Origin of the sequence: Cohnella sp. GCM10020058, from assembly GCF_042683485.1 — a bacterium.
In the GTDB taxonomy this organism is placed as follows: domain Bacteria; phylum Bacillota; class Bacilli; order Paenibacillales; family Paenibacillaceae; genus Cohnella.
This window is the reverse complement of record NZ_JBHUJV010000013.1, coordinates 544,429-570,244: the sequence shown is the minus strand read 5'-3', so window position 1 is coordinate 570,244 and position 25,816 is coordinate 544,429. Positions and strand designations below refer to the sequence as shown.

The 25,816-nt window shown below is 60.3% G+C and carries 19 protein-coding genes; 15 read left to right on the top strand and 4 right to left on the bottom strand.

Features of this window, described 5'->3' with window-relative positions; all coding sequences use genetic code 11:
* Positions 1 to 55 precede the first annotated feature (55 nt).
* The 5 genes from ACFSR7_RS24130 (at position 56) to ACFSR7_RS24110 (ending at position 12,428) form a co-directional block, all read left to right on the top strand.
* A complete protein-coding gene (locus ACFSR7_RS24130; RefSeq protein ID WP_378165975.1) occupies positions 56 to 6,463 on the top strand; it encodes an S-layer homology domain-containing protein in 6,408 nt (2,135 codons plus the stop codon).
* Between the two features lie 150 nt (positions 6,464 to 6,613).
* Positions 6,614 to 7,285, top strand: a complete 672-nt coding sequence (gene rnhA / locus ACFSR7_RS24125; RefSeq protein WP_378165973.1) for a ribonuclease H — start codon at positions 6,614 to 6,616, stop codon at positions 7,283 to 7,285.
* Positions 7,286 to 7,496: 211 nt separating this feature from the next.
* Positions 7,497 to 9,062, top strand: a complete 1,566-nt coding sequence (locus tag ACFSR7_RS24120) for an ABC transporter substrate-binding protein (RefSeq protein WP_378165972.1) — start codon at positions 7,497 to 7,499, stop codon at positions 9,060 to 9,062.
* The gene (locus tag ACFSR7_RS24115) at positions 9,059 to 10,846 is read left to right on the top strand and encodes a cache domain-containing sensor histidine kinase (protein WP_378165970.1); all 1,788 of its coding nucleotides are present in this window, start codon (positions 9,059 to 9,061) and stop codon (positions 10,844 to 10,846) included. Before ACFSR7_RS24120 ends, ACFSR7_RS24115 begins: the two co-directional genes overlap by 4 nt.
* On the top strand, positions 10,821 to 12,428 hold the full coding sequence (locus ACFSR7_RS24110) for a response regulator transcription factor (protein WP_378165968.1): 1,608 nt from the start codon (positions 10,821 to 10,823) through the stop codon (positions 12,426 to 12,428). The genes ACFSR7_RS24115 and ACFSR7_RS24110 overlap by 26 nt, the downstream gene beginning before the upstream one ends.
* A gap of 97 nt (positions 12,429 to 12,525) precedes the next feature.
* Here the strand turns inward: ACFSR7_RS24110 and ACFSR7_RS24105 are convergent, their stop codons facing one another.
* Positions 12,526 to 12,867, bottom strand: coding sequence for a hypothetical protein (locus ACFSR7_RS24105; RefSeq protein ID WP_378165966.1), 342 nt, complete (start codon positions 12,865 to 12,867; stop codon positions 12,526 to 12,528).
* A 315-nt stretch (positions 12,868 to 13,182) separates the two neighbouring features.
* Between ACFSR7_RS24105 and ACFSR7_RS24100 the strand changes: the two genes are divergently transcribed.
* From ACFSR7_RS24100 to ACFSR7_RS24090, 3 genes are all read left to right on the top strand, one after another.
* A complete protein-coding gene (locus ACFSR7_RS24100; protein WP_378165964.1) occupies positions 13,183 to 13,710 on the top strand; it encodes a YfiT family bacillithiol transferase in 528 nt (175 codons plus the stop codon).
* A 188-nt stretch (positions 13,711 to 13,898) separates the two neighbouring features.
* A complete protein-coding gene (locus ACFSR7_RS24095) occupies positions 13,899 to 14,579 on the top strand; it encodes a TerC family protein (RefSeq protein ID WP_378165962.1) in 681 nt (226 codons plus the stop codon).
* 44 nt (positions 14,580 to 14,623) lie between these two features.
* A complete protein-coding gene (locus tag ACFSR7_RS24090; protein WP_378166113.1) occupies positions 14,624 to 15,247 on the top strand; it encodes a GTP pyrophosphokinase in 624 nt (207 codons plus the stop codon).
* A gap of 90 nt (positions 15,248 to 15,337) precedes the next feature.
* Here the strand turns inward: ACFSR7_RS24090 and add are convergent, their stop codons facing one another.
* Both add and ACFSR7_RS24080 read right to left on the bottom strand, forming a co-directional pair.
* Positions 15,338 to 16,381: an adenosine deaminase gene (add, locus tag ACFSR7_RS24085; protein WP_378165960.1), complete on the bottom strand. Its 1,044-nt coding sequence runs from the start codon at positions 16,379 to 16,381 to the stop codon at positions 15,338 to 15,340.
* A 51-nt stretch (positions 16,382 to 16,432) separates the two neighbouring features.
* Positions 16,433 to 16,816 carry a DnaJ family domain-containing protein gene (locus ACFSR7_RS24080; RefSeq protein ID WP_378165959.1) on the bottom strand — a complete coding sequence of 128 codons (384 nt, stop codon included), beginning with the start codon at positions 16,814 to 16,816 and terminating at the stop codon, positions 16,433 to 16,435.
* Positions 16,817 to 17,158: 342 nt separating this feature from the next.
* Here ACFSR7_RS24080 and ACFSR7_RS24075 point away from each other — a divergent pair, with 342 nt between their 5' ends.
* The 7 genes from ACFSR7_RS24075 (at position 17,159) to ACFSR7_RS24045 (ending at position 24,724) form a co-directional block, all read left to right on the top strand.
* Positions 17,159 to 18,085: a nucleoside hydrolase gene (locus tag ACFSR7_RS24075; protein ID WP_378166111.1), complete on the top strand. Its 927-nt coding sequence runs from the start codon at positions 17,159 to 17,161 to the stop codon at positions 18,083 to 18,085.
* 113 nt (positions 18,086 to 18,198) lie between these two features.
* Positions 18,199 to 19,347: a BMP family lipoprotein gene (locus tag ACFSR7_RS24070; protein ID WP_378165957.1), complete on the top strand. Its 1,149-nt coding sequence runs from the start codon at positions 18,199 to 18,201 to the stop codon at positions 19,345 to 19,347.
* Between the two features lie 104 nt (positions 19,348 to 19,451).
* A complete protein-coding gene (locus ACFSR7_RS24065) occupies positions 19,452 to 20,993 on the top strand; it encodes an ABC transporter ATP-binding protein (protein WP_378165955.1) in 1,542 nt (513 codons plus the stop codon).
* Positions 20,990 to 22,093: an ABC transporter permease gene (locus ACFSR7_RS24060; RefSeq protein WP_378165954.1), complete on the top strand. Its 1,104-nt coding sequence runs from the start codon at positions 20,990 to 20,992 to the stop codon at positions 22,091 to 22,093. The genes ACFSR7_RS24065 and ACFSR7_RS24060 overlap by 4 nt, the downstream gene beginning before the upstream one ends.
* Positions 22,077 to 23,036, top strand: a complete 960-nt coding sequence (locus ACFSR7_RS24055) for an ABC transporter permease (RefSeq protein ID WP_378165952.1) — start codon at positions 22,077 to 22,079, stop codon at positions 23,034 to 23,036. Before ACFSR7_RS24060 ends, ACFSR7_RS24055 begins: the two co-directional genes overlap by 17 nt.
* Positions 23,037 to 23,223: 187 nt before the next feature.
* Positions 23,224 to 24,162 (top strand): RluA family pseudouridine synthase, encoded by a 939-nt coding sequence (locus ACFSR7_RS24050; RefSeq protein ID WP_378165951.1) that lies wholly within the window; start codon positions 23,224 to 23,226, stop codon positions 24,160 to 24,162.
* Positions 24,163 to 24,166: 4 nt separating this feature from the next.
* Positions 24,167 to 24,724, top strand: a complete 558-nt coding sequence (locus ACFSR7_RS24045; RefSeq protein ID WP_378165949.1) for a nucleotidyltransferase family protein — start codon at positions 24,167 to 24,169, stop codon at positions 24,722 to 24,724.
* A 235-nt stretch (positions 24,725 to 24,959) separates the two neighbouring features.
* Here ACFSR7_RS24045 and ACFSR7_RS24040 read toward each other — a convergent pair whose 3' ends face one another.
* Positions 24,960 to 25,787, bottom strand: coding sequence for an aldo/keto reductase (locus ACFSR7_RS24040; RefSeq protein ID WP_378165947.1), 828 nt, complete (start codon positions 25,785 to 25,787; stop codon positions 24,960 to 24,962).
* Between the last annotated feature and the right edge of the window lie 29 nt (positions 25,788 to 25,816).

The following is a 25,816-nucleotide window of genomic DNA, read 5'->3' as shown; positions in this document are numbered from 1 at the left end:
GTGCCGGGCGACGGCATGAGCAAGCAACCATCCGAAAAGGGAGAGTATCCGACCTATGATACGTTGGCGAAAATGGCTGGTTTTCAGTCTGATCGCGGCGCTGCTGCTTGCGCCGCTGCAGGCCGTCTCGGCCTTGTCCGGCACGGGAGATCCTGCTGCGCAAGGCGGGGGATCTTACGTCAGGTTCAAGGACGACTGGAAGGGCAAATATTTGTACGAGGACAACGCAGGCAAGGTGCGTTACGGCACAACGGCGCTAACCGATCCCGCCGGGCAATGGTTGTTCGAGGATATCGGCGCGGGCAAGAAGCTCATCCGCAACCGGCTCAGCGGCCGTGTGCTGGATATGACGTCGGTGACGCCGGACGCCCGGATCACGGATCCGCTCGAGACGACGGCCGCAGACGCGTTGACGCCGGGCGCGCAGTGGCTCGTGAACGACGTTCCCGGCAAACCCGGCGCGGTCAATGTCGTCAGCGCGGGCTATGCGAGCCGGCTGCTCAACGTTCAGACACAGGACGGCTTCGCGCATGCGAACAACTGGGCCCAGGCGGGCTGGGGCAGCGCGACCTGGCATGTCGAGTCGGCTGAATCCAGCGAGCCCGTGCGCATTTTGAATCCGTGGCAGGGAACCTTCCTGTTCGAGGATGCAGGCAAGGTCAAATACGGCGCTCCTGCGATCACGGACCCTGCTTCGCAATGGTTCGCGGAGACGACGGACGGGAAGACGACGTTCCGCAACCGTGCGACCGGTCATGTGCTGAATATGAAAAACGTCGCCGGAGCGGATACCGTTGCACAGCCGCTGGAGTCGCTGCCCCCGGAGGAAGGGGAGGGCGGGAAGACCGCGCAATGGCTGCTCTCCCCGCCTGACGCATCGGGCCGGGTCGGCGTGTCGAGCGCGGTATACGCGAACCGGCTCCTGAACGTGCAGACGCTGGATGGCTACGCGCATGCGAACGATTGGGCGCAGCCAGGCTGGGGCAGCGCGCTGTGGGTGCTGCAGCCGGCGGCCGAGGTCGAGCCGGTTCGGCTCAAAGACGGCTGGAAGGGCGGTTATCTGTTCGAGGACGCAGCGGGCGACGTGAAATACGGCATGCCGGCGGCAGAAGATAAGGGCGCGTTATGGCTCGTCTACGACACGGCTGGCGGAACGTTGATTCGCAGCGCGCAAAGCGGCAACTACTTGACCGCGAGGGAGCCGGCAGCCTCGGCGTCCGAGCCTTTCGCCTGGGCGATGGCGCCGGCGAAGGATTCCGGCGGCAGTTCGGTGGACGGCCATTATACGTTCACGAAGCCTTCCGATCCTTCCGCCCTCTTGAACGTGCAGGCCCAGGACGGGGCCGGACACGTCAACGACTGGGCGCAGCCGAGCTGGGGGAGCGCGCAGTGGCTGCTGGAGGACCCGGCGCTGACGCCCGGCGGTCCGGGCGAGCCGCAGGTGCCTAGCTATATCCGAATCAAGAGCAGCTGGCTGCAGCTGTACATGTACGAGGAGGACGGCATCGTTAAATACGGCAACGCCGCCGCCGGAGATCCGAAGGCGGAGTGGCTGGTCGTATCCGGAGAAGGCTACAAGCGGATTCAAAACCGCGCGACGGGTCATTTCGTGACACTCGACGGGGCGACGGACGCGCGCCAGTCGCTCCGTGCTACGGATCTTCGTGAAGGCTCGACGGCGGGGGATTGGGTCATCGAGGACTATCAGGGCGCCAAGGAGATTCACAGCGTTCGCGATTCGAACCAGGCGGCGGATAACCAATTCTACATTCATGTAGAAAACAAGCTTAAGTTCGCGCAGTACGGCGTCATCAATCGGGATTGGAGCAGCCCCAAGTGGATTTTCGTGCCGGCCGCCGACACAGGCGTTGCGCAAGGCTACGTGACGCTCAAAAACGGCTACAGAGGGACGTATCTGTACGAGGAGAACGGCGTCGTCAAAGACGGCACGCCGAATCCGGAGGACCTGGCCGCCCAATGGTCGCTGCGCCAGGGCGAGCAGGGCGTGCTGATCGTGAACCGCGCGACGGGCCATCTTGTCTCCAACGAGCACGTGACAAGTTATGAGAGCGCGCTTGAGGCACTCGACATCGATCCGACCTGGGGCAGCGCGCAGTGGACGATGACGGACGGTTCCGAAGGCCGCAAGGTGTTCACGAACATATGGAAAAACGACCAGCGCATCCATGACGAGGACAATAAGGGCTTCGCCCAGTCCAGCGGCGTGCCTGCCGATTGGGGCAGCGCGCAGTGGCTCGTCGAAGGCGCGCCGGCTGTGCCGTCCGTACTGCCTGAGGGGTATGTCCGCATAAAAAATGACGCGACGGGCCAGTTTTTGTACGAAAACGCGCGTAACGTCGTTCTTTACGGCAATGCGGCGGCGGACGACGCGTCTAGTCACTGGCGTATCGAAAGCGGTCCTGACGGTGAACGACTCGCGAACCGGGCGACAGGCAACGTCATGTCCATCGCCGGCGTGCAGGCCTACCTCGAGACGGAGGACGCATCCTCGGGTTCCGATGCTTCCCAGTGGCATGTCGAGGATGCGCCTGTAGCGGGACGTTTCTTGATTCGAAGCGGGGCGGCCGGACACCTCGACGAATATTTGCACACCGAGGACCTTACGGGCTATGCCCAATACGATCTGCGGTCGATCGAGAGCGATGGGGTCCGTTGGTCGCTGGAGACCGCACCCTCGGAGGCGCGCCCCCCGGTGCCGGAAGCCGAGGATTTGAACGGCGTCACGCCGGCGATCGCGGATGCCAACGTATATGCGCTGGCGAGCGACGCAAACGGCGGGCTGCTGACCGGAGCGGGCAGCGGAGTGAAGTCGATTGTTTCTGCCCCGGACAATAGCGCGCGATGGCTCTTTGAGGCTTACAACGGATATACGCGCGTCAAGCAGTTGGAATCGGGACGCTATCTGACGGCCGATTCGACCGGCAAGGTCGCTCTGTCGTCCGACGGTTCGGCGCTAGGCGCGCAATGGCGATTGTCCGCGGATGCGGGGCTGTCGACGTTGTCCAGCGCGCTTTTGCCGGGGCAGGCGCTTGCGGTCGTCGTCGGCAGCGGCGCGCCGGGGCTTGCATCCGCGGATGCGGCAGCAGCCCGCTGGCAGCTTCGTCCGCTTAAGGGCATGGCGATCTATGAAGCGGAAAATGCGTTTGCGCGGGGAGGCGTATCGACCGGGACGGCGGCGGGCGTCTCGTATGTGGAACGCTTCGAAGGCGCAGATGCCGCGCTCATCTTCGCGGCCGACGCGCCGGCGGCGGGCAGCTATGCCGCTTCCGTGCGCTATCGCGGAGCCGGCAAGCTTGCGTTAGCCGTGAACGGCATCAGGACCCAAACGCTGTCGCTTGCCGGCGATTTAAGCTGGCATGAAGCCGCGATCGCGCTTCCGCTGCGCGAAGGGTACAATAGCGTCGAGTTGCAGGGCGAGGGCGCAGACTCCGGCACCGTCGAGATCGACGCGCTGATCGTTCGCGGCGCCGTGGCGCCGCCATCGCGCGGGGCGGACGTCCCGTACACGACGTACGAAGCCGAGCGTATGAAGACCAACGGGCAGCTCGTATCGGGCAGCAGAGCTTACGGCACGTTGTCCGCCGAGTCTTCCGGAAGGCAGGCTGTGAAGCTCGCGTCGACAGGCGACTACATGTCGTTCAAGGCGTCGGCCGCGGCGAACTTTCTGAATATCCGGTACAGCATACCGGATAGCGCGGACGGCGCGGGACTGGACGCTACGCTGAGTGTGTACGTGAACGGGCAAAAGCGGGGCTCGCTCTCCCTGACGTCCCGATATAGCTGGGTTTACGGCAAATATCCGTACACCAACGAGCCTGCGGACGGCGATCCGCATCGCTTCTATGACGAAGCGCAGCAGTTCGTCGGCGACATTCAGGCGGGCGCCACCGTGATGCTGCGCAAGGACGAAGGGGACACGGCAGCGAGCTACGCGATCGACTTCGCCGAGCTTGAGCTCGCACCGGGGCTGCTTGCCATGCCATCCGGCTATGTATCGGCCGTCCAATACGGCGCTCTCCCGGATGACGGGGAAGACGATACAAAGGCGCTTGATGCGGCGATCGGCGCCGCGCAGCGCGAAGGCTTCGGTCTATGGCTGCCGGCGGGCACTTACCTGCTTAGCAAGCCACTTGAGGTGAGCGGCGTCGAGATCGCCGGCGCCGGCATGTGGTACACCAAGCTGACGGGCGCCGGCTTCATGGGGCGCGGCGATCGGGTCCGCATCCGCGATCTGATCGTAGACGTCGGCGTAAACGCCAGACACGACGCGCTGCCGGAGGCGGGCTTCGACGGCGCGTACGGCAAGGGCTCGTCGATCCAGCACGTATGGATCCGCCATGCGAAGGCGGGGATCTGGACGACGCTGAGCGACGATGCATCAATAGCTACGGAAGGCTTGTATCTCGGCGGCTTGCGCGTCAGGGACACGTACGCGGACGGCGTCCACTTCTCGACGGGCACGAAGCATTCGATGCTCGAGCATAGCTCGATCCGCAATACGGGCGACGACGCCGTTGCGCTGTGGTCCGATCCGCGCGAAGGCGCAAGCGACGAGTTGGCCCGCACGGAAGGGAACGTCGTTCGCTTCAATACGATTCAGCTGCCGACGCTGGCGGACAATGTCGCCGTATTCGGCGGCAAGGACAACGCGATCCGCGACAACATCTTAGCGGATACGATGGGCTTCGGCGCCGGCATCGCGATATCGACGCGCTTCAATCCCGTGCCATTCTCGGGCACGACGGTCGTCGAGCGGAACACGCTGCTGCGCACGGGAGGCCGCGAGTCGAACTGGGGACAGGACTTCGGCGCGATCTGGCTGTTCGCCGGCGACAAGCCGATCGATGCGGACATCGTCATCCGCAACAACGAAGCGATTGACAGCACGTACCAGGGCTTCTACGCCAACGGAGACAAAGGCGTACATGCCGAGCCTGGGCGGAAGGCGACCGTCGAAAATCTCGTGATCGACGGCGCCGGCACCTGGGGGCTCCAGGTTAATGGAGACGCAAACGGAAGCGTGACGCTGGCGAACGTCCTCGTGCGCGGCACGAAGCTCGGCAGGCAGTTCAATGGCGCGGGCGAGGAGAAATTCAGATTCGAAGCCGGCAAAACGACCGGAGGCGACGCTTCGGCCGGACACAATCCGCAAGTCGTGCCGGACGATGGGCGCATCGTGCCCGAGGCGCCGGGCAATGCCGCCGTGGAGAATCCGACGCCTAATGCGGCCATACAGCGGCTGGACGAGGCGCTTCGGGGCGCGCTGGCCGGCAAGCCGTCCGTCCTTCGCGTTCATGCGGAGACTGCAGCGGACGGCACGGCGGCCGTCTCGATCGGCGCCGCAGCGCTTAAGGAAGCTGTCGCCGCAGTGCCGGGAGGCATGATCGCGATCGAGGCCGGCAGCGTTAGCTACATGCTGCCAATCGCGCTCATCGCGCAGTGGCTCGATGATAAGGCCGGTCTGTCCTTGCCGGCGCCCGAGACAGAGGAGGGCAAGCTTTTGCTGACGATTGCGCGTCCTGCCGCCGACGTCAAAAAGGCAATGACACAAGCGGCCTCCGGCGCCGGTTTGACGCTCATCGAAGGTGCCCAATACGAATTCGAGCTCTATTGGTCGTCGGACGGCGCAGAGTCGACGATCGACAGCTTCGACCGACTGTTCGTAGACAGAAGCTTGACACTGAACGGCACACTGGACGGCGGCAGGACGGCCGCACTCGTGTACGACCCCGCGAGCCGCGCCTTCCGGCCGGTGCCTGCGTTGTTCAGTTCGTCAGGCGGCAAGACGACGGTCACGATCCGCAGCACGACCAACAGTATTTATGTGTTGGCCGACTCGGCGCGGTCGTTCGGCGATCTGGCAGGGCACTGGGCGAAGGCGGACATAGAGCTGCTGGCGGCGAAACGAATCGTGAACGGGACGGGCGCCGGCAAATTCTCCCCTGGCGCTGCGGTGAGCCGTGCGGAATTCGCCGCGATGCTCGTGCGGGCGCTCGGCTTGAAGGGCGACGAGGATAAGGCGGCATTTGACGATATCCAGGCAGGCGACTGGTTCGCCGATGCCGCGGATGCCGCTTCCCGCTTCGGATTGGTCAAGGGTACCGGCGATGGCCGCTTCCAGCCGCAGGCGCCGGTGACGCGGGAGCAGATGGCGGTTATGCTGGCAGCGGCGCTGAAGCTGGCGCCTGGGGCGCAAACCGCCGCATCGACCGATTCCGGCGCGACGACGGCCGCTTCCTCCGACCGAGCTGCGGACGCACAGCCGGACGTCGCCGACGCGTCAGCCATCGGCGCCTGGGCGCGCGAAGCGATCTCGGAGCTGATGCGCCAAGGGCTGCTCCAAGGACGCCCCGACGGTACGTTCGCGCCGAAAGCGACGGTCACGCGCGCCGAAGCTGCAGCTGCCCTCAAGCGGTTGATGGCCGGCATGAAGCTGCTCTGACCGACGGACGATATTTCCTTGTATGCGATCCGTGCCTCCGTCCAGAAATGGTCGGCGAGGCACGGATTTTTTTGCGCGGCTAATATGTTACAATCAATGTTTGAACGCGGGGCCTCGCGCATGGCGCGACGGCTGCATGGAGGAATTCATATGGCAGGGAAGTATTACGTCGTCTGGGAAGGCGGCGCGCCTGGTGTTTACGATTCATGGCCGGCATGCCAGGCCCAAGTGTCCGGACGCAAGGACGCCAAGTACAAATCTTACGGCAGCAAGCCGGAGGCGGAGCGGGCCTATCGCGAAGGCTGGAAAAAGCATTGGGGCCAAGGCGGAGGTAAAAGCGCAGCGGGCGCTTCGCCCAAGTCCGCCGCAGCGGGAGAGAAGCTGCCGCTGTCTCCGGAGCAGGCGGCAGCCGAGATCGACTTCGACAGCGTCTCGGTCGACGTCGGTACGCGCGGCAATCCCGGCCCGGTCGAGTACAGAGGCGTAGATACGCGGACGGGCGACGTGCTGTTTTCGGTCGGACCGATCGAAAAGGGGACGAACAACCTGGGCGAATTTCTCGCAATCGTCCACGCGCTCGCCTATCTGAAGCAAAAAGGAAGCGCCAAGACGATTTACAGCGATTCGCGTACGGCGCTCAAATGGTTGAAGCAAAAAGAAGTCGTGACGACGCTGCCGCGGGACGACTCGACCTTCGAGATCTGGGCGCTCGTCGACCGCGCGCTCAGCTGGCTGCGCGTCCATTCGTACCCGAACAAGGTGCTCAAGTGGGAGACGGAGCGATGGGGTGAGGTCAAAGCGGATTACGGCCGAAAAGGCTGACGTTGCCGCGTTCCCCGTTTGTTTGCATGAACCCCGGCCATTTTTAAGAAGTCACCATTTGAACAGGATCGGTCACAAATGTGGTTGTCTGCGGGCAACCGCCGGCGGTATGATGAATAATCGGGACCGATCGCGAAGCGGTATGCCGCCACGGCTGCGATCGGGCCGGCCCTCCGCCGGCGCCGAACTCCGTCAAAGGTGGTCGTCCTCTTTGGGACCGAGAAATAAGAAAGCGATTGCATTTTCCGTCGTTTGCGTCACGGCGGGCTGGCTCGTATGGCTCGCCGCCGGTTCGGCGCATAAAGGCGAAGTCCCTGACCCCTCCGGCGCGCCGCCGTCGGGCACGACTTCCGCAATCCGTTCAACCGCAAGCGGCGGGGAAGCCCCCGACACGATCGTCATAACCTTTCCCGCAGGCACGCCGCGGGATCTTCAGCTCGTACAAGACGAGATGAGCCGATATCTGAATAAGAAGTTGAATGCGAACGTAAAGCTGAAGCCGATCGACATGGGCAGCTGGTGGGACAAGACGGGCTTGATGTTCGCGTCCGGAGAGCAGATCGATCTCATGTTCACGGCGGGATGGATGCGCTTCGGCGACGAAGTGGCCAAGGGAAGGTTCATACCGCTTGACGATCTGCTTGCGCGCTACGGCGGCGGCATCCGCAGCTTGCTGAGCCCGGCGATCATCGAGGCGGGCAAGGTGAACGGGAGCGTCTACGGCATCGTGGCAAACAAGGAATTTGCCTCCAGCAAGGGGCTCGTCATGCGCAAGGATCTCGTCGACAAGCACGGCATCGACTTGACGAAAGTGCGCTCCCTGGCAGATTTGACGCCGTTATTCGCCAAGATCAAGGAGAGCGAGCCCGGCATTTATCCGCTGCAGGCGAGGGCTGATCGCAGCCCGCTTACGTTCGTGCTGCAATACGGCTTGTTCGACATGCTCGGCGACGGTCCGGGCGTGCTGTCCCGCGCGGACAGTTCGCTTCAGGTCGTGAATCTGGCCGACACGCCCGAATTCGAGGCAAGCGCGAAGCTCATGTTCGCCTGGAATCGGGCAGGATACCTCAATTCCGACGCGACGGTATCCAAGGACAGCGAATACGAAGCCGTGAAGGCCGGCAAAGCGTTTGCCTTCGCCGAATCGCTCAAGCCGGGCTTCGAGATCCAGGCGTCGCGCAATACAGGTATGCCGATGACGGCGGTCGAACTCACCAAACCGTACACGACGACGGCGGACACGACGAGCGCGATGTTCGCGATTACCAAAAACGCCAGGCATCCGGAAAAGGCGATGATGCTGCTGAACCTGCTGTATACGGACCCGTATTTGCTGAATCTGCTCGATTGGGGCATCGAGGGTAAGCATTACGTCAAGCTGGCGGACGGAAGGATCGCGTATCCGGCGGGCGTGGACGCAAAGACGGTCGGTTACAATCTCAATCAGTCTTGGATGTTCGGCAACCAGCTGAGCTCGTATTTGTGGAGCAACGAGGATCCGGGCCTGTGGGAGCAGTATCGTTCGTTTAATGCGGAAGCCGACAAATCGAAGGCGCTGGGCTTCGTTTTCGATCCCGATCGCGTCAAAAACGAGATCGCCGCCGTCGCCGGCGTGGATGAGGACTTCGCGCCCGCTATCAATACTGGCGCGCTCGATCCTGCACTGATCCTGCCGATGTACAGGCAGAAGCTCAAGGAGGCCGGCGCGGACGCCGTCATCGCCGAGAAGCAGCGGCAGCTGGACGCCTGGCTCGTGAACCGGGGGGATGGCCGATGAGACCCGCCACGCTTCGTTCGAGGCTCGTGCTCGGCTTCGCGCTCGTCACAGTGCCGCTGGTGGTGCTGCTAATCTGGAACAATCTGTATGCGACGCGCGTCGTGCACTCGCAGGTCGCCCAGTCGAATCAGAGCCTGCTGACGATGTACGTCAACGACATGGATAAAGCGCTCGAGGAGATCGAGAACTACTTGTACAAAACCGCCGAACAGGATGACAGCCTGATCTCGCTCGGGCAAAACGCGAAGGGCACCTGGGCGTATTATCTCGCGCAGACGCATACGATGAACGACTTGTTTTTCAACACCAATTATTATGATGCGGCGGACGTCTTGTTCGCCTACGGCGAAGCGTCCGACAATCTGCTGCTCGCGCCTCAGACTTCGGTCACCTATGCGCGCAAGCTGCTCGTCCAGGACGCATTGAGACGGCTGTTCGCGCAGGCGGACGGAAAGCGCCCCAGCTTCTCCGGCTGGAATGTCGTCGAACTGGACCGTTCCTACGCGCTTGTCCGCATCGTGGATTCGGGCTACCGATCCTATATCGGCGCCTGGGTCGACCTGAACCGGCTGATGGAGCCCTTCCACAGTCTTACCAGGGATGGAGGCGGCCAGGCGATCTTGTCCGACAATGCGGGCAGGCTGCTGTCCCAGAGCGACGGCCCTCTGTCAGGAGAGGCGCCGGCGGCGCTTCGAGCGGATGCGGCTTCCGGCCAGGAACGGGCCGTCTACAATATCGTTAAGCTGGACCAGCGGTATTTGCTGATCGGCAAGACGTCGAGAAACGCGGGTCTGCACCTGTCGCTCCTCCTTCCCGAGCGGCGCGTGCTGGAGGGACTGCCCTATTTTCGCGTGCTGACGTATTGGGTGCCCGTTGTCGCGGCGGGATTGCTCGCAGTCTACCTGATCTTTTTGCAGCGCGCCATCGTCAAGCCGATCGTCGGACTCATCAGGGGGATGCGGCGCATCCGTTCCGGAGACTTGTCCGCCAGGCTGGAGGACAACCGGCTTGTCGAGTTCATCGCGATCAACGAGACGTTTAACGGCATGGCTACCCAAATCGAGCATTTGAAAATCGATATTTACGAGGAGCAGATCCGTACGCAGAAGGCGGAGCTGAGCGCGCTGCAGGCACAAATTCATCCGCACTTTTTCATGAACTCGCTCAACATCGTCTATCATCTCGCGCAGACGCGCAGCTACGACATCATCCAGCGAATGTCGCTGCATCTGGTGCGTTACTTTCGCTACGCGACACGGACGCAGACCCCGTCGATCACGATTGAGGACGAAATGGCGCATATCAACGACTACTTGTCGATTCAAAAATTCAGGTTTCCGGAGGCGCTCATCTTTGAATTTGACGTCGATCCTGCGCTGGCGTCCTTCGCGCTTCCGCCGCTTACGGTACAGCCGCTCGTCGAAAATGCGATGGTCCACGGGTTTTCGTTCAAGGGCGGCGAGGCTTATCGGATTGCAGTGCGCGTTTATACGGTGCGGGAGGGCTCCGAAGAGGCAATCTGTATCGAGGTCGCGGACAACGGCAAGGGCTTGGCAGAGGGACAGGCGGCGGCGCTGGAGGAGATGGCGGCGGCTCCCGGTCCGACGGACGGCCATGTCGGCCTGTGGAACATCGTGCGAAGATGCAGATTGTTTTATAAGACGAACGTGAAGCTGAGGTTCGCGGACGGACAGGCGCGCGGCGCCGTGGCGCGGCTCACGCTGCCTGTCCAATCCAATGTCCGGGAGGGGATCGCGCTTGATTCGGGCGCTAATCGTCGATGACGAATATTACGCGGTAAAAGGACTGCAATCCGGGGTGGATTGGGACGCTGCCGGCGTTGACGAAGTATTCGAGGCGTTCCATGCCGAGATGGCGAGAGAACTGCTGTCGAGGCAAGAGATCGACGTTATGATCTGCGACATCGAGATGCCGGAGGGCAGCGGACTCGAGCTGATGGCTTGGGTGCAGGAGCAGGGGCTCGCGATCGAGACGGTCGTGCTGACCTGTCATTCCGAATTCGCCTATGCGCAAAAGGCGCTCCAGCTTGGCGGCAGCGACTATCTCTTGAAACCGGTTATCTACGAAGACCTCGAGGAAGTGCTCCGCAAGACGATCCGCAAAGTGGAAGAGCGGCGCAAGCAAGAAGAGACGGGGGAGCTGTACCACAAATACGCCGAACTGTGGAAGGGCCGCAAGCCGATCCTGCTCGAGCGCTTCTGGCAGGACCTGTTCGACCGGGAGATCCGACCCTCGAGAGAAGCCGTGTCCGCCGCGCTCGCAACCTTCGATGTCGGCCCGGAAGAGCTCGGACAGGTCGCATTCGTTCTATTGAGCGTCGAGGAGTGGCAGAAGCCGCTCAGCGAGCGGGAAGAGGAAATCATGGAATTCGCCCTGCGCAAAGCCGCGGAGGAGGTGCTCCTGGAAGGCCGGGCAGGCAGCGTCATTCGGGACCGCCGAGGCAACGCGTTCGTCGCGGTACACGCCGGGGACGGGAACGGCAGCGCCCTGCGCCTGATAGAAGACTGCCGCACTTATATAGGTGCGTGCCGTACTTATTTTTATTGCAAGGTGTCCTGTTACGTGAGCGATACGGTGCCGATCGAAGACGCGCGCAAAACGTATTTGCAACTGCTCGGCGCCGAATATCGCAACGTCAGCCGGACGAGCGAAGCCGTCCTCGTATCGGGCGGGCAGGAGCAAGCGGACCGAGCCGACGGTTGGGGGGCGGGCATGCTGCTCGATGCGGCCGATTTGATCGAGCAGCGGGACAAAGACAGCGTAATGCGCGCGCTGGACGCGAAGCTTGCGGAAGAGCGCATGAGAGCGCTGACGCCGGAAGCACTCGCGGCCTATTATCATGCGCTGCTGCAGGCCGTATATTATGCGCTTCAGCGCAAGGGGTTCTCCGCACATCTGCTGTATGGCGGCAAAGGAGCTACCGCTCCCGATACGGCCTCACGCTCGGTCGCCCGGCTGCGCCAATGGGCCGGCGAGCTGCTGGATGCGGCTTATGCGCTGCTAGCCGGCGGCGAGAGCGAGAGTCCGGCCGTTCGCCAGGTCAAGGCGTACATCGCAGCTCATCTGGATCGCGACCTGACGCGGGAGGAATTGGCTTCGCACGTCTATCTGAATCCGGCGTATCTATCGAGACTGTTCCGCAAGGAGACGGGGATGGTGTTGACCGATTACTTGCTGCAGGAAAAAATGCGTCGGGCATCGGACCTGCTCGTAGGCACGGATCGGACGATCAGCGAGATCGCGGACAGCCTGGGGTACGGCAACTTTTCCTACTTTGCCCGTCTGTTCCGCAAGGTGTACGGCCAGTCTCCGCACGATTACCGCAAGTCTATCCGCGGCGCGTAGCAAGTTTTCGCACGCGCGCTTGCGTTGCTGAAGACCGCAGGCATAACAAAAAAGGCCTTCCGCTGCAGAACCGCTCTGCGGATGGCCTTTTGTCCGTTCAGACGCTGATGCGAAGTCCTTGCAGCTGCGAGATGCCCTGGCGAATGAGATGCTGCTTGCGCTTGGGAACGGGGAGCATATGATTCAATGCAGGACCGTCGCCGAAGTATACGGCATTGTCCGTCAAATAGGTGATCTTGGCTACGTTGACGTAGCAGTCCGAGGAGATCCGAACGAAAAGCGCGTCTCTCGTCAAGGCTTCCGCCTGTTCGGCCGTCATTCGCTTCTTTATCGTATAGTTGCGGCCGTGACAACAAATTTGCCCTTGGGCGCCGATGCGGAAGAAGTAGCAATCGTTTCTTGGTTCGAACTGATCGTATAAATTCATCGCTGCATCCATCTTTTCGTATCCCCCTGTCATCGAAAGTTTGGGTGGTAGCGCTTTCATTATAGCGTATGGGGCTTTGTCTTGGCTAGCATTATTTTGTGAATTTGCACATGATTTTTTGGATACTTTCACGTGAGCATGCTAAGGTGGCAATAGGGAGGATCGCAGGACGGGAAAAAAGTCGAATGCCGACTCTTTATGACGAAGTCTGCAGCGCTGCGCCGCAAGGCACTCCGGCACGCAACGCGAAGAGGGATCGACAAGTCGAATGTGCTATACTGGAAAAAGAAAAATTTACAAACGGGCGCGTGACGGGAGCGAGTGGAAATGGACGATTTGCGTTATCCGATCGGCAAGTTTACGTTTGAAGGCGACATCTCCCCCGACCAGCGCAGGCAGTGGATCCAGGAGATTGCTGCGCTGCCGGACCTGCTGTCCGAGGCGGTGCGCGGACTCGGCGAAGCGCAGCTCGATACGTCTTACCGGGAAGGCGGATGGAAGGTCCGGCAGGTCGTACATCATGTCGGCGACAGCCATATGAACAGCCTGACGCGCTTTAAGCTGGCGCTCACCGAAGAGCGGCCGACGATCAAGCCGTACGAAGAGCACCTCTGGGCGGAGCTGGCCGACTCGCGCGACTTGCCGATCGCGCCTTCGCTCGCGCTGCTCGCAGCCGTGCACGTGCGCTGGACGGCGTTGCTCGCTTCGCTGACGGACGAGCAGTTCGCCCGCGAGTTCTACCATCCCGGCAGCGGAGAGACGACGCGTCTCGATCGTTGTCTCGGCATGTACGTATGGCATGGCAAGCACCATACCGCGCATATCGAACGACTGAGAGAACGTATGGGCTGGTGAGCTTGACGGAGCGTACCGATTCGACGAACGGCCGAAGGACAGCGGACAACACCCGGTCCCTCAATGTGGACGGGTTTGTTCGCGTGCCCCCGATTCGGGTAAAATGGTAACTTGAGGTGCAATACGACTGGCCTTTCGCGCCGCCATGCGGCTGCGGCAAGGCTCGAATCGGACAAGGAGTGCGCAAGATGGGAAGCGATTGGCTGTTTGCATTGCTGGATATGATTCTGATCAACATCGTCCTGAGCGGCGACAATGCGGTCGTCATTGCGATGGCGAGCAAAAATCTGGATCCGGCGCATCAGAAAAAAGCGATATTTTGGGGGACGTTCGGCGCGGTCGCACTTCGGATCGTGCTGACATTCGCTGCGGTTACGCTGCTGCGGATCCCCCTGGTTCAGGCTTGCGGCGGACTGCTGCTGCTGTTCATCGCCTGGAAGCTGTTGAACGAGGATTCGCACGATGAGCAGATCGAAGCGAAGCCGACGCTCGGTGGCGCGATCCGCACGATCGTCATCGCGGATCTTGTCATGAGCCTCGACAACGTCGTAGCCGTCGCGGGTGCGGCGCACGGCAATCTCACGCTTATCGTCATCGGCCTTGCGATCAGCGTCCCGCTGATTATCTGGTGCAGTCAATTCCTGACCAAGCTGATGACGCGGTTCCCGCCGCTCGTATGGTTCGGCGCCGGGCTGCTTGGTTACTCCGCGGGCGAGATGCTGGCCGGCGATCCGTGGATCGGCGATTATATCGAAGAGGCCGCATCGGCGCTGCCGGAGATACTGCCGATTCTGCTAGGCGTACTGTTTCTCGCATACGGCGCGCTTTCGTTTTGGCGGGCGCGCAGGGTTTGGCGCCACAGACACTAATTGAGCTCGGCGAACACGTTTAAGGGAGACATACGAAGATGGCAATCGATCAGAGCAGCATGCGGGAATGGGGCAAGATGCTGCTGACATACAAGTTCGCACTCGACGAAGTCAGCACGAAGCTGAACATTTTGAACGAGGAATTGCACTTCATTCAGAATTACAATCCGATCGAGCATATGAAAACGCGGATCAAGTCCCCCGAGAGCATCCGGGACAAGCTGATCCGCAAAGGGCTCGCGGTAACGATTGACAATGCGGTGAACCATATTCGGGATATATCGGGCATTCGGGTCATCTGTTCTTTTTCCACCGATATTTATCGAATGTACGAGATGATCAGCAAGCAGCAGGACGTCACCGTGCTCGAAGTCAAAGATTATGTCGCAAATCCGAAGCCCAACGGCTATCAGAGCCTGCATCTGATCATTCTGGTGCCGGTGTTCCTGACCGACCGGATGGAGCAGGTGCCCGTCGAGATTCAGATCCGCACGATCGCTATGGACTTCTGGGCGAGCCTGGAGCACAAGATCTATTACAAATTCAACGCGCGGGTGCCGCATGAGATCGGACTGCAGCTGAAGGACACGGCCGATCTCATTAATTCGCTGGACAAGCGTATGTTCGCATTGAACGAAGAGGTGCAAAAATACCGTTCGGACGATTAGACGGAATGAAGCGCTTGAAAGCGTTACTATAATGAAGTGAAAAAAGTCCGGTCCCTTTGCAAGGGCCGGACTTTTGGCGTTAGGGAGCGTTTAATCTTCGCGGGAGACGTCTATCTTCAAGCGGCCGACGAGCTCCTCGAACCGGGCGAGCAGCCGCTCCTTGACGGGCGGTTCGGCGAACGCCGCCAGCAGCGCGCCGCGCATCAGATCCGTCAGCTCGGCCGGCGTGAATCCGAAGCGCGTCGCGATCGCTTCGCATTCCCGTGTCATATCGGTGCCCGACACGGTCGGATTGTCCGTATTAACGGTGACATAGAGACCCGCGTCGTAATAGCTGCGGATCGGGTAATTGTCCCAATCCGCTACCGCTTTTGTCTGGATGTTGCTCGTCGGGCACAGCTCGAGCGGGATGCCCCGTTCGCGGATCCAAGCGAGCAGCTCGGGGTCCTCCCGCAGCCGAATGCCATGGCCGATACGCGTCGCGCCGAGCCCTTCTACCGCTTCGCGCACATTGAAGGCGCCGGCCGCTTCGCCTGCATGAATCGTGATCGGGATGCCCGCTTCGCGAGCCGCGGCGAACGTGCCCCGGAAGTTCTCCGCCGGGTGGGCGGCTTCGTCTCCGGCCAGGTCGACCGCCACGACGCCCTGGCCTTGGCGGGCAATCGCCGCACGGATCACGGGAAGATTGACCGCGTCGTCCTGGTGACGCATGCAGATGACGATAAGACGGGCAACGACGCCATAAGCGGTTTCGCCGCGTTTCAAACCGTCCAGCACGGCGTCGATCGCGTCTTCCGGAGTCAAGCCTTCGTTCGTATGCAGCGCGGGCGCGAACCGGACTTCGATATACAGGCAATTGCTCGCGGCCGACTGCTCGACCGTCTCCTCGGCGACGCGTCTAAGTGCGTCGGAATTCTGCAGCAGCGGGAGGACGAAGCTGAATTTATCCAAATAAGTCTTCAGGCTGTCGCAGTCTTCTTCGACCTGCATGTAGGGCAGCAAATCCTCCGCACGGCCGGCGGGCAGGGGATAGCCGCGGTCCGCAGCAAGCTCGAACAGCGTAGAAGGCTTCACGCAGCCGTCCAGATGCAGGTGCAGATCCGCCTTCGGCAGCGCTTCAAGCCAGTTGTCCATCCCGATCTCTCCTGTCGTCTATCCTCTGATTGCGCCTTCGCAAGGCGCGGTTTAAGCGTCTTCGCGCGTCAGCTTCGCATAGACAGCGTCCGCGTACTGTTCGTATGCGTCTTGGTGCGTCCAGCCCCGCTCGTTCATCATGAGCCGGTAGCGAAGCCGCTTTTCCGACAGTTCGCCCTTCAGCTTCTCCGATTGCTCGTGATTCCGGCAAGCTGCGAGCAGGTCGGACAGCGAGACGAGATCCTTGCGAATCTGCAGCTCTTCCGGCAAGGCGCCCGTGTTTTTCAGCAGCTTGTAGGAAAGCCGAAGCTCTTCCGGCACGCCCGCCAGATCGTCTTCGGGAAGCGGCTTGCCTTGTCCGGACAGCCCCGCGAACTGTCCCGATTTTTCAGCTTCGCGTATTTTTTGCTCGGCAATGGAGACAATCCAATTCAACCGCTCACCGTCCTTTGCTTATGTTATTATAGCATTGTAACACGGGTTAAACGGTTGATTGAAGTGTTTGCGAGATGAACGGCATTGATTCTGTTAATTTAGCTGACACGCTTCCGTCTCATTAAACCTTTAATGCCGAGCGGATTTGATGGGTTTTGTCATTTTAGACGAAAAATCGACACGCCATGCGGCCTGCTTCACAAAGCGCTGGTGCGGGTAAGAGGTATTTTCAATTGGGTCTGGCGTTTGTGTGATTAATGGGTTATAAAAGATAACGGGACATTCGTTCAAAGCAGAATGCAAAAAGGTTCAAAAAAGGATGGTCGAACGTTGAGAGTTTATATGAATCATGACGGCGGCGGCGACGATTTTGTCGCGCTGCTCCTGCTGCTCCGAATGGCAAGCGTTGAACTGACCGGCGTCTCGGTCATTGGTGCCGACGGGTACCTGGAGCCTTCCGTTCAGGCCAGCCGGAAGATTATCGACCGGTTCGGGGGCGGGCCGCGCGAAGGACTCGACGTGTCCCGCTCCGATTCCCGCGGCAAAAATCCGTTCCCTGCTGCATGGCGTATCATGTCGTATTACGTGGACGCGTTTCCGATTCTGAACGAAGCGGAGACCATCCTGACGCCGATCTCGGACAAGCCAGCACATCTGCATCTGATCGACAGCGTGCGTGCAGGCGAAGGCAAGACAACGCTCGTGTTCACGGGTCCGTTAACGGACCTTGCGCGTGCGCTTGACATCGCGCCGGATATCGAAGAACGAATCGAACGCGTCGTCTGGATGGGTGGCACTTTCTTGCCGAAGGGCAACGTCGAGGAGCCCGAGCATGACGGCACGGCCGAGTGGAATGCGTTCTGGGATCCCGAGGGTACGGCGCGCGTATGGGCCAGCGGTCTTCGGATCGATATGGTCGCGCTGGAGAGCACGAACCGGGTGCCGCTCACGCTGGAGGCCAGAGATGCATGGGCCAAGCTCCGGAGGCACGAGGCGATCGACTTCGTTGGACAATGCTATGCGCTTGTGCCGCCGCTCATTTTCCATGCAACGAATTCGACTTATTATTTATGGGACGTGCTCACCGCCGCTTATGTGGGCAAGCCCGACCTGGTCAAGGTCAAGACGGTCAACAGCATCGTCAGAACAGACGGTGTGGCGCAGGGACGTACGGAGCTGTCGGAAGGCGGCAGACCGGTCAACCTGATCTACGACGTCGACCGCGACGGATTTTTCGCTTATATGACCGAATTGCTCAAGCAAGATTAATTTCGGCTACCGCGGCTCGCGGACCCGTTCCGCCGGCTCGTACAGCGGCTTCCGGATCGAACCTCGCGCCGTAGATGCAAATACAAGTATGAGAGACGGGGAGAGAATCAAGCATGAAAAAGAGCACGATGAAGCCGCTTAGCCTGATGCTGGTCGCCATGATGGCGATGCTGCTGGTACTGTCCGGCTGCGGAAGCAAGAACAACAACAACGAAGGCGCAGCGTCGCCTAGCGCAAGCGCGCCGGCCTCCGAGTCCGCAAGCCCCACCGCATCCGCTTCCGCAAGCGCGTCGGCCTCGGCCTCCGAATCCGCAGCTCCGAGCGAATCCATCGCGCCTGCCGACGGCAAAGGCAAAAAAGTCGGTATGGTTACCGACCTCGGCGGCGTAAACGACAAGTCGTTTAACCAACAAGCCTGGGAAGCCCTTCAGAAGATCAAGACGGATACGGGCGCGGATACCAAGTATCTCGAGTCCAAGAAGGACAGCGACTACATTCCTTACCTGACGAAGTTCGTCAAGGACGGCTACGATCTGACTTGGGGCATCGGCTTCCTGTTCGCCGAAGCGGCTACTACTGTAGCCAAAGCCAACCCTGAAGCCAAGCTCGCCCTGATCGACACGACGCCGACAGAGGCGTTGCCGAACGTCGAGTCCGTCCTGTTCAAGGAAAACGAAGGCTCGTTCCTCGTCGGCGTCGTCGCAGGTCTGACGACGAAGACGAACAAGATCGGTTTCGTCGGCGGCATGGAGCTGCCGGTCATCAAGAAGTTCGAAGCGGGCTTCAAGGCCGGCGTTGCGACCGTTAATCCGAAAGCGACGATCGAAGTCAACTACGTCGGCGACTTCAGCAAGCCGGACCAAGGCAAGCTGGCTGCCGCTACGATGTACGACGGCGGCGCCGACATCATCTTCCACGCTGCAGGCGGTTCCGGCAACGGCGTCTTCAATGAAGCGAAGGATCGTTTTAAGGCCGGCAAAAAAGTATGGGTTATCGGCGTCGACAAGGATCAATCGATCGAGTTCGGCAACGACGTGACGCTGACTTCGATGGTCAAGAAGGTCGACGAAGCGGTTTACCGCGTCTCCAACGAGCTGCTCGCAGGCAACTTCAAGGGCGGCCAAACGGTCGAGCTCGGCTTGGCTGAAGGCGGCGTAGGCTTGCCTACGGACAACCCGAACGTGTCCCAGGACATCCTCGCCAAGGTCGAAGAATACAAGAACAAGATTATCAGCGGAGAGATCACGGTTCCGACGGAATAATTCCGCGCTGCACGGAATCTCCGCAAGGGCAAGGCCGCATTCAGCGAGCCTTGTCCTTTCTTCCGTTTTAACGCTTTTGATATGGGGACAGGAGCTGATAACAGATGGAGCAAGCGGTACCGATGGTCGAGCTTAGAGGCATTACCAAGCGTTTTCCCGGCATCGTCGCAAACGACGCCATCAGTCTGGAGCTTCGCAAGGGCGAGATTCATGCATTGCTCGGGGAAAACGGGGCCGGCAAATCGACGCTGATGAGCATTCTATTCGGTCTTTATCAGCCGGACGAGGGCGAGATCCGCGTAGGCGGCAAGCCGCAGACGATCGACGGTCCGGGCAAAGCGATCGAGCTCGGAATCGGCATGGTTCATCAGCACTTTAAGCTGGTCCAGCCATTTACGGTCGCGGAGAATATCGTGCTCGGCATCGAGCCTTCCAAAGGGCTGTCCATCAACTACCGTCAGGCGAACGCCAGGGTCAAGGAACTTTCAGAGCGGTACGGCCTTATGGTCGATCCGACCGTCAAGGTCGAGAACATCACGGTTGGCATGCAGCAGCGCGTAGAGATTTTGAAAACCCTTTATCGCGGCGCCGAAATATTGATCTTCGACGAGCCGACGGCGGTGTTGACCGTTCAGGAGATTCACGAGCTGATGCAGATATTGAAGCGGCTCGCCGGCGAAGGCAAGTCCATCATTTTGATCACGCACAAGCTCAAGGAAATCATGGAAGTCTCCGATCGCGTGACGATCATCCGCAGAGGCAAGGTCGTCGGTACCGTGAATACGGCCGACACAAGCGAGAGCGAGCTCGCGGAAAAGATGGTCGGCAGACGTGTGTCGCTCGACAAGCCGAAGGCAGCCGCGAAGCCTGGCGATATCGTAATCGAGCTGTCCGGGGTAACGGTCGCGGGCACCGATAAAGGGAAGCCGGTTGTCGATGGCGTCTCCTTCAACATCCGTGCAGGCGAGATCGTAGGCATTGCCGGCGTCGACGGCAACGGACAGCACGAGCTGGTGGAAGCGCTCACCGGCATGCGGCCGTTGCAGGAAGGCAGCATTCGCCTGAACGGTAAAGACATTACGCAGGATTCAATCAAGGACCGCATCAAAGCGGGCATGTCGAACATACCCGAGGACCGCCAGAAGCACGGACTTGTGCTCGATTTTAGCGTCAGCGAAAATTTAATCCTGGGATCCCCCGAGCAAGACCGTTTTTTTAAGGGCGGCTTCCTGAACAAATCCGAAATCGACCGGCACGCAACGAAGCTGATCGAAGCTTACGACGTGCGGACGCCGGATATTCATAACAAAACCCGTTCGCTCTCCGGCGGCAACCAGCAGAAGGCGATCATCGCGCGCGAGATGGAACGCGACCCGCAGCTGCTCATCGCCGTCCAGCCGACGCGAGGGCTCGACATCGGCGCGATCTCGTTCGTCCACGATCGGCTCTTGCAGGCGAGAGCCGAGGGCAAAGCCGTGCTGTTGATCTCCTATGAGCTGGACGAGCTTCACCGGTTGTCCGACCGGATCCAGGTCATTTTCGACGGTCGCATCATGGGCGAGGTCGATCCAGAGAAGGCCGGGGACGACGAGATCGGACTTATGATGGCGGGTAAAATGCAGGCTGGCAAAGGAGCGTCGGCATGAACAAAGCGGCGGAAATTTTCAATAAACCATCCACTTATATCCCCTTTATAGCGATCGTGCTCGGTCTGTTGTGCGGCGGGATCGTCATGTGGATCGGCGGCTACAATCCTTTCGAAGCGTATGGCGCGCTTTGGAAGACGGTATTCGGCACCAAGTACGACTTCGGCGAGACGATCGTCGCAATCACGCCGATTCTGTTCACGGGCCTTGCCGTCGGATTTGCCTTCCGCGCCGGCATTTTTAATATCGGTGCGGACGGCCAATACATCATCGGCATGACAGCGGCGACGTTTATCGGCCTCAAGGTGCACTTGCCGGCGTTCATTCACGCGCCGCTGGCGCTGATTGTCGGCATGCTGTGCGGCGGACTCTGGGGCGCGCTGGTCGGCTGGCTCAAGGCTTACCGCGGCGTGAACGAGGTCATCTCGGCCATCATGCTGAACTGGATCGCATTGTATCTGTCCAACTACATTCTACGGGACTTTCTCGTCAAGAAGGGCGAACAGAAAACGCCGAACATCGACGAGACTGCATCGCTCTCGATCGGTTGGCTCAAGGACTTCATGGAGGGAGCACGGATGGACTGGGGCATCTGGATCGGCCTGCTGTGCGTCGTCATCTTCTACGTGCTGCTGTGGCGTACGAAGCAGGGCTACGAGCTGCGCGCCGTCGGGCACAACGCCGATGCGGCCAAGGCCGCGGGCATCAACATCAAGGCCAGCTTCATCAAGACGATGATGATCTCCGGCGCGTTCGCCGGACTCGGTGGCGTATTCTCGGTGCTCGGCGTTTTCCACTATCAGGTCGTGCAGGCTGCGTCCGCGGGCTACGGCTTCGACGGCATCGCCGTCGCGCTGCTCGGCGGCAATCACCCGGTCGGCATCCTGCTCGGCGCGATCCTGTTCGGTGGTCTCACCTACGGCTCGGCAGGGATGAACTTCGAAGCCGACGTGCCGTCCGAGATCGTCCGGATCGTCATCGGCAGCATTATCTTTTTCGTCGCCTCCCACGGCCTGATCCGCACCGTGATTCAGCCGTTGTTCAAAAAGCGCAAATCGCGCGAGCGGAAAGGAGCTGACATGAATGGGAACGCTGGCTGATCTGATCAGTTCCACGCTTGTCTTTTCCGTCGCGCTCATTTTTGCCGCGCTCGGCGGCGTGTTCAGCGAACGCTCGGGCGTGTTCAACATCGGTCTCGAGGGCATGATGACGGCAGGGGCGTTCGGCGCGGCCATCGCCAGCTATTACATGGAGACGGACGGCGGCGCAACGACGTCCTCGCCGTGGGTCGGCCTGATCGCCGGCGTAGCCTGCGGTTTCGTATTCGCGCTCCTGCATGCCTATGCCACCGTATCGCTTAAGGCGGATCAGACGATCGTCGGCGTGGTCATCAACATTTTGGCGGTCGCCGTTACGTTGTATCTCGTCAAGATCATCTTCGAAGGGGCGGGCGATACGGCGCAGCTGCAAAACGTATTCGCCAAGTGGCCGATTCCGCTGCTGTCCGACATTCCGTTCATCGGCAGAGCGTTTTTCAACAGCTACCCGACGACATATATCGCTTATATCCTTGTGCCGCTCAGCTCGTACCTGCTGTTCAAGACGCCGTTCGGCCTTCGCCTGCGCTCCGTCGGTGAGCATCCGGGCGCGGCCGACACGGTCGGCATCAACGTCACCAAGTACCGCTACATCGGCGTGCTGATCAGCGGCGCGCTTGCCGGCCTCGGCGGAGCTACGATTACGCTGACGACGACGAGCAACTTCTCGCACAGCACGATCTCGGGCCAGGGCTTCATCGCGATCGCTGCTCTGATCTTCGGCCGCTGGAACCCTTACGGCGTATTCGGCGCCGCATTTTTCTTCGGCATGGCGCAGGCGCTTAGGAACTTCCTGACCCGGTTCGAATTTTCCCAATCGATACCGACCGAGTTCCTCTACATGCTGCCTTACGTACTGACCCTGATCGTCCTTGCAGGAGCAATCGGCAAGTCGGTTCGCGGACCGGCGGCGGCCGGGGAAGCTTACGATCCGTCGAAGCGTTAGCTGTCTTGCATGCCACTCAGCGCCGCTCGTATCCGCTAAGGATCGGGCGGCGCTTTCTGTTGCCCGGCGGTTGACGGCGAGGCGGGCGGCGCGATCGCTGCGCATCTCTCTTAAATCGGGTATAATCGGCAATAACGAACAAGTGAAATAACGAATCAACCGAATCGAAGGTAGGAGCGTATCCCCCATGATCAATCGCAAGGTTACTCCCTCGGAGAGCGGCAAACGTCTGCACCGCTTTCTCCGCAATTTGCTCCCGAACATTCCGCTTGGTCAGATCTACAAGATGATCGACTCGGGCAAGGTCCGGGTGAACGGCAAGCGCAAGAAGCAGGACTACGAGCTGGCTGCCGGCGACGAACTGGCGATTTATATGGAAGACGAACAATACAAGGAAGCTTCGATCGGTCAGCAGAAGACGAAATACGTTGGCGTCAACGCCGATATCCACGTCGTCTTCGAGGACGATCAGCTGCTCGTTGCGCTGAAGCCCGCGGGCATGCTCACGCATCCGGACCAGACGGATCAGCGGGATACGCTGATCAACCGCGTGCATGCGTACTTGTACCGGAAAGGGGAGCTCGACAGCCCGATGTTCATGCCGGCGACGGCGAACCGGCTCGATCGCAATACGAGCGGGCTTGTGCTTGTAGGCAAGACGGCGGGAATGCTCCATCAGCTTAATCAGTGGATCCAAAAGCACGAGCTTCAGAAATATTACGTGACGATCGTCGAAGGCCGGCTAGAGGGCGAGGGTGAGCTGACGGACGAGCTCGTGCGCGATGAGAAGCGCAACCGCACTAGGGTTGTCTCGGCAGGGAGCGGCGGCGACGAGAAACGGCTGTCGGCAACGACGCGTTATCAGGCGCTTTCTCAGGGAGACGGCTACAGTCTTGTCGAGATCGAGCTTGTGAGCGGGCGGACGCACCAGATTCGGACGCATTTCCAGAGCATCGGTCATCCGTTGCTTGGAGACGTGAAGTACGGAGGAAAAATTTACGCGGGCATCAACCATCAGCTGCTGCATGCTTGGCGTATCGTTTTGCCGGACGGACGCGAGTTCCGCGCGCCGGCGCCGCCGATTCTGAAGCGAACGGCGGACAAGCTGGGGCTTCAAGGCATCTAAGGCGATGGACGAACGCAGGCTGCTTGCGCTTGTTCAGGCGGACGAGACGATGATGTCCGCGCTGCATGCCGCCCGAACGCTGAACCTGCCCGATTGGTGGATCGCCGCAGGGTTCGTACGGAGCAAGCTGTGGGACGTCCTGTCCGGCAAGAAGGCACGCACGCTCCTGCCGGATGTCGACGTAATCTACTTCGAGGCCGAGGATACGGACGAAGCAACTGAAAAGCGTTATGAAACCGAGCTTTTCCGGCGTCTGCCGAACGTGCCATGGTCGGTCAAAAACCAGGCGCGCATGCACGTCGTTAACGGCCGGGCGCCATACCGATCGTCGCTCGATGCCGTCGCGAACTACCCGGAAACCGCCACGGCGCTGGCTTTGCCGCTGGATGCCGCGGGCCACCCGAAGCTTGGAGCGCCTTATGGGCTGGAAGATGCCATCGCCATGAAGGTCCGGCCGACGCCGGCATTCGCGATCGATCCTGCGCTTTATGCGATCTTCGAGCGCAGAATCGACGCCAAGCGCTGGGATCGGATATGGCCTGGCGTCAGTTACATGAGGTAATTGCTCGATAGCTGGTCTTCGAAGAGGTTGGCGGCGGAGAGGGAGGCTTGCTCCTGATTGGGATCAACCGGACGCTTTTGGCTTTGGAGCACGAAGGTTTGTTCCTGATGGGGAACAATCGGATAACTCGGTAGAGACATCAAAGTCGTTTCTGCGAGATAACGGTATGACCGTGCCAAACGAAAAAAAGCCGTCTCCGCAGTTCTAAAGACTGACGGCGACGGCTTCCTTTCCATTAAAACAAAAACTTCTCGGGATCAGAGCCGAACCGTTGATCCCGGTTCAGGTCGTCGATCAGCGCCATCTCGTCAGTGCTCAGTTCGAAGTCGAACACGTTCGCGTTCTCCGCGATCCGCGCCGGCGTCACCGACTTCGGAATCGTGACGACGCCGTGCTGGATATCCCAGCGCAGAACGACCTGGGCGGGCGATTTGCCGTGCTTCTCGCCGATCGAGCGCAGCACCTCGTGATCGAGGTTGCCCTGCATGAGCGGGCTCCAAGCCTCGAGCTGGATGCGGTTTTCCCGGCAATAGCTCCGGAGATCGCGCTGCGACAGCAGCGGGTGGTATTCGACCTGATTGACCATCGGGACGAGGTCGCTGTGCCGCTGAAGCTCCTCCAGATGGCGGATGTTGAAGTTGCTGACGCCGACGGCCTTCACGCGTCCGTCCGCATACAGCTTCTCGAAGGCGCGCCAAGTGTCGACGAACTTGTCGGTGCCCGGCCAGTGAATGAGGAGCAGGTCGACATGATCGAGGCCCAAGCGTTCGAGCGAGGCGTCATAAGCGGCGAGCGTCTTGTCGTAGCCTTGATCGTCGTTCCAAATTTTCGTCGTAACGAACAGTTCGGAACGCGGGACGCCGCCTTCGCGAATCGCCTGACCGACGCCGACTTCGTTTTTGTAAATCGCGGCCGTATCGATGCTGCGATAACCGGTGTCGAGTGCGGCGCGTACGGCCGAGACGACCTGCGCATCGTTGTCCATTTTCCAGACGCCAAGCCCCAGCCAAGGCATGCGAACGCCATTGTGAAGAACGGTGCCGGATTGAAGAGATTGAGTCATAGCGAGAGCCTCCAGTCGAGTAAGTGTGT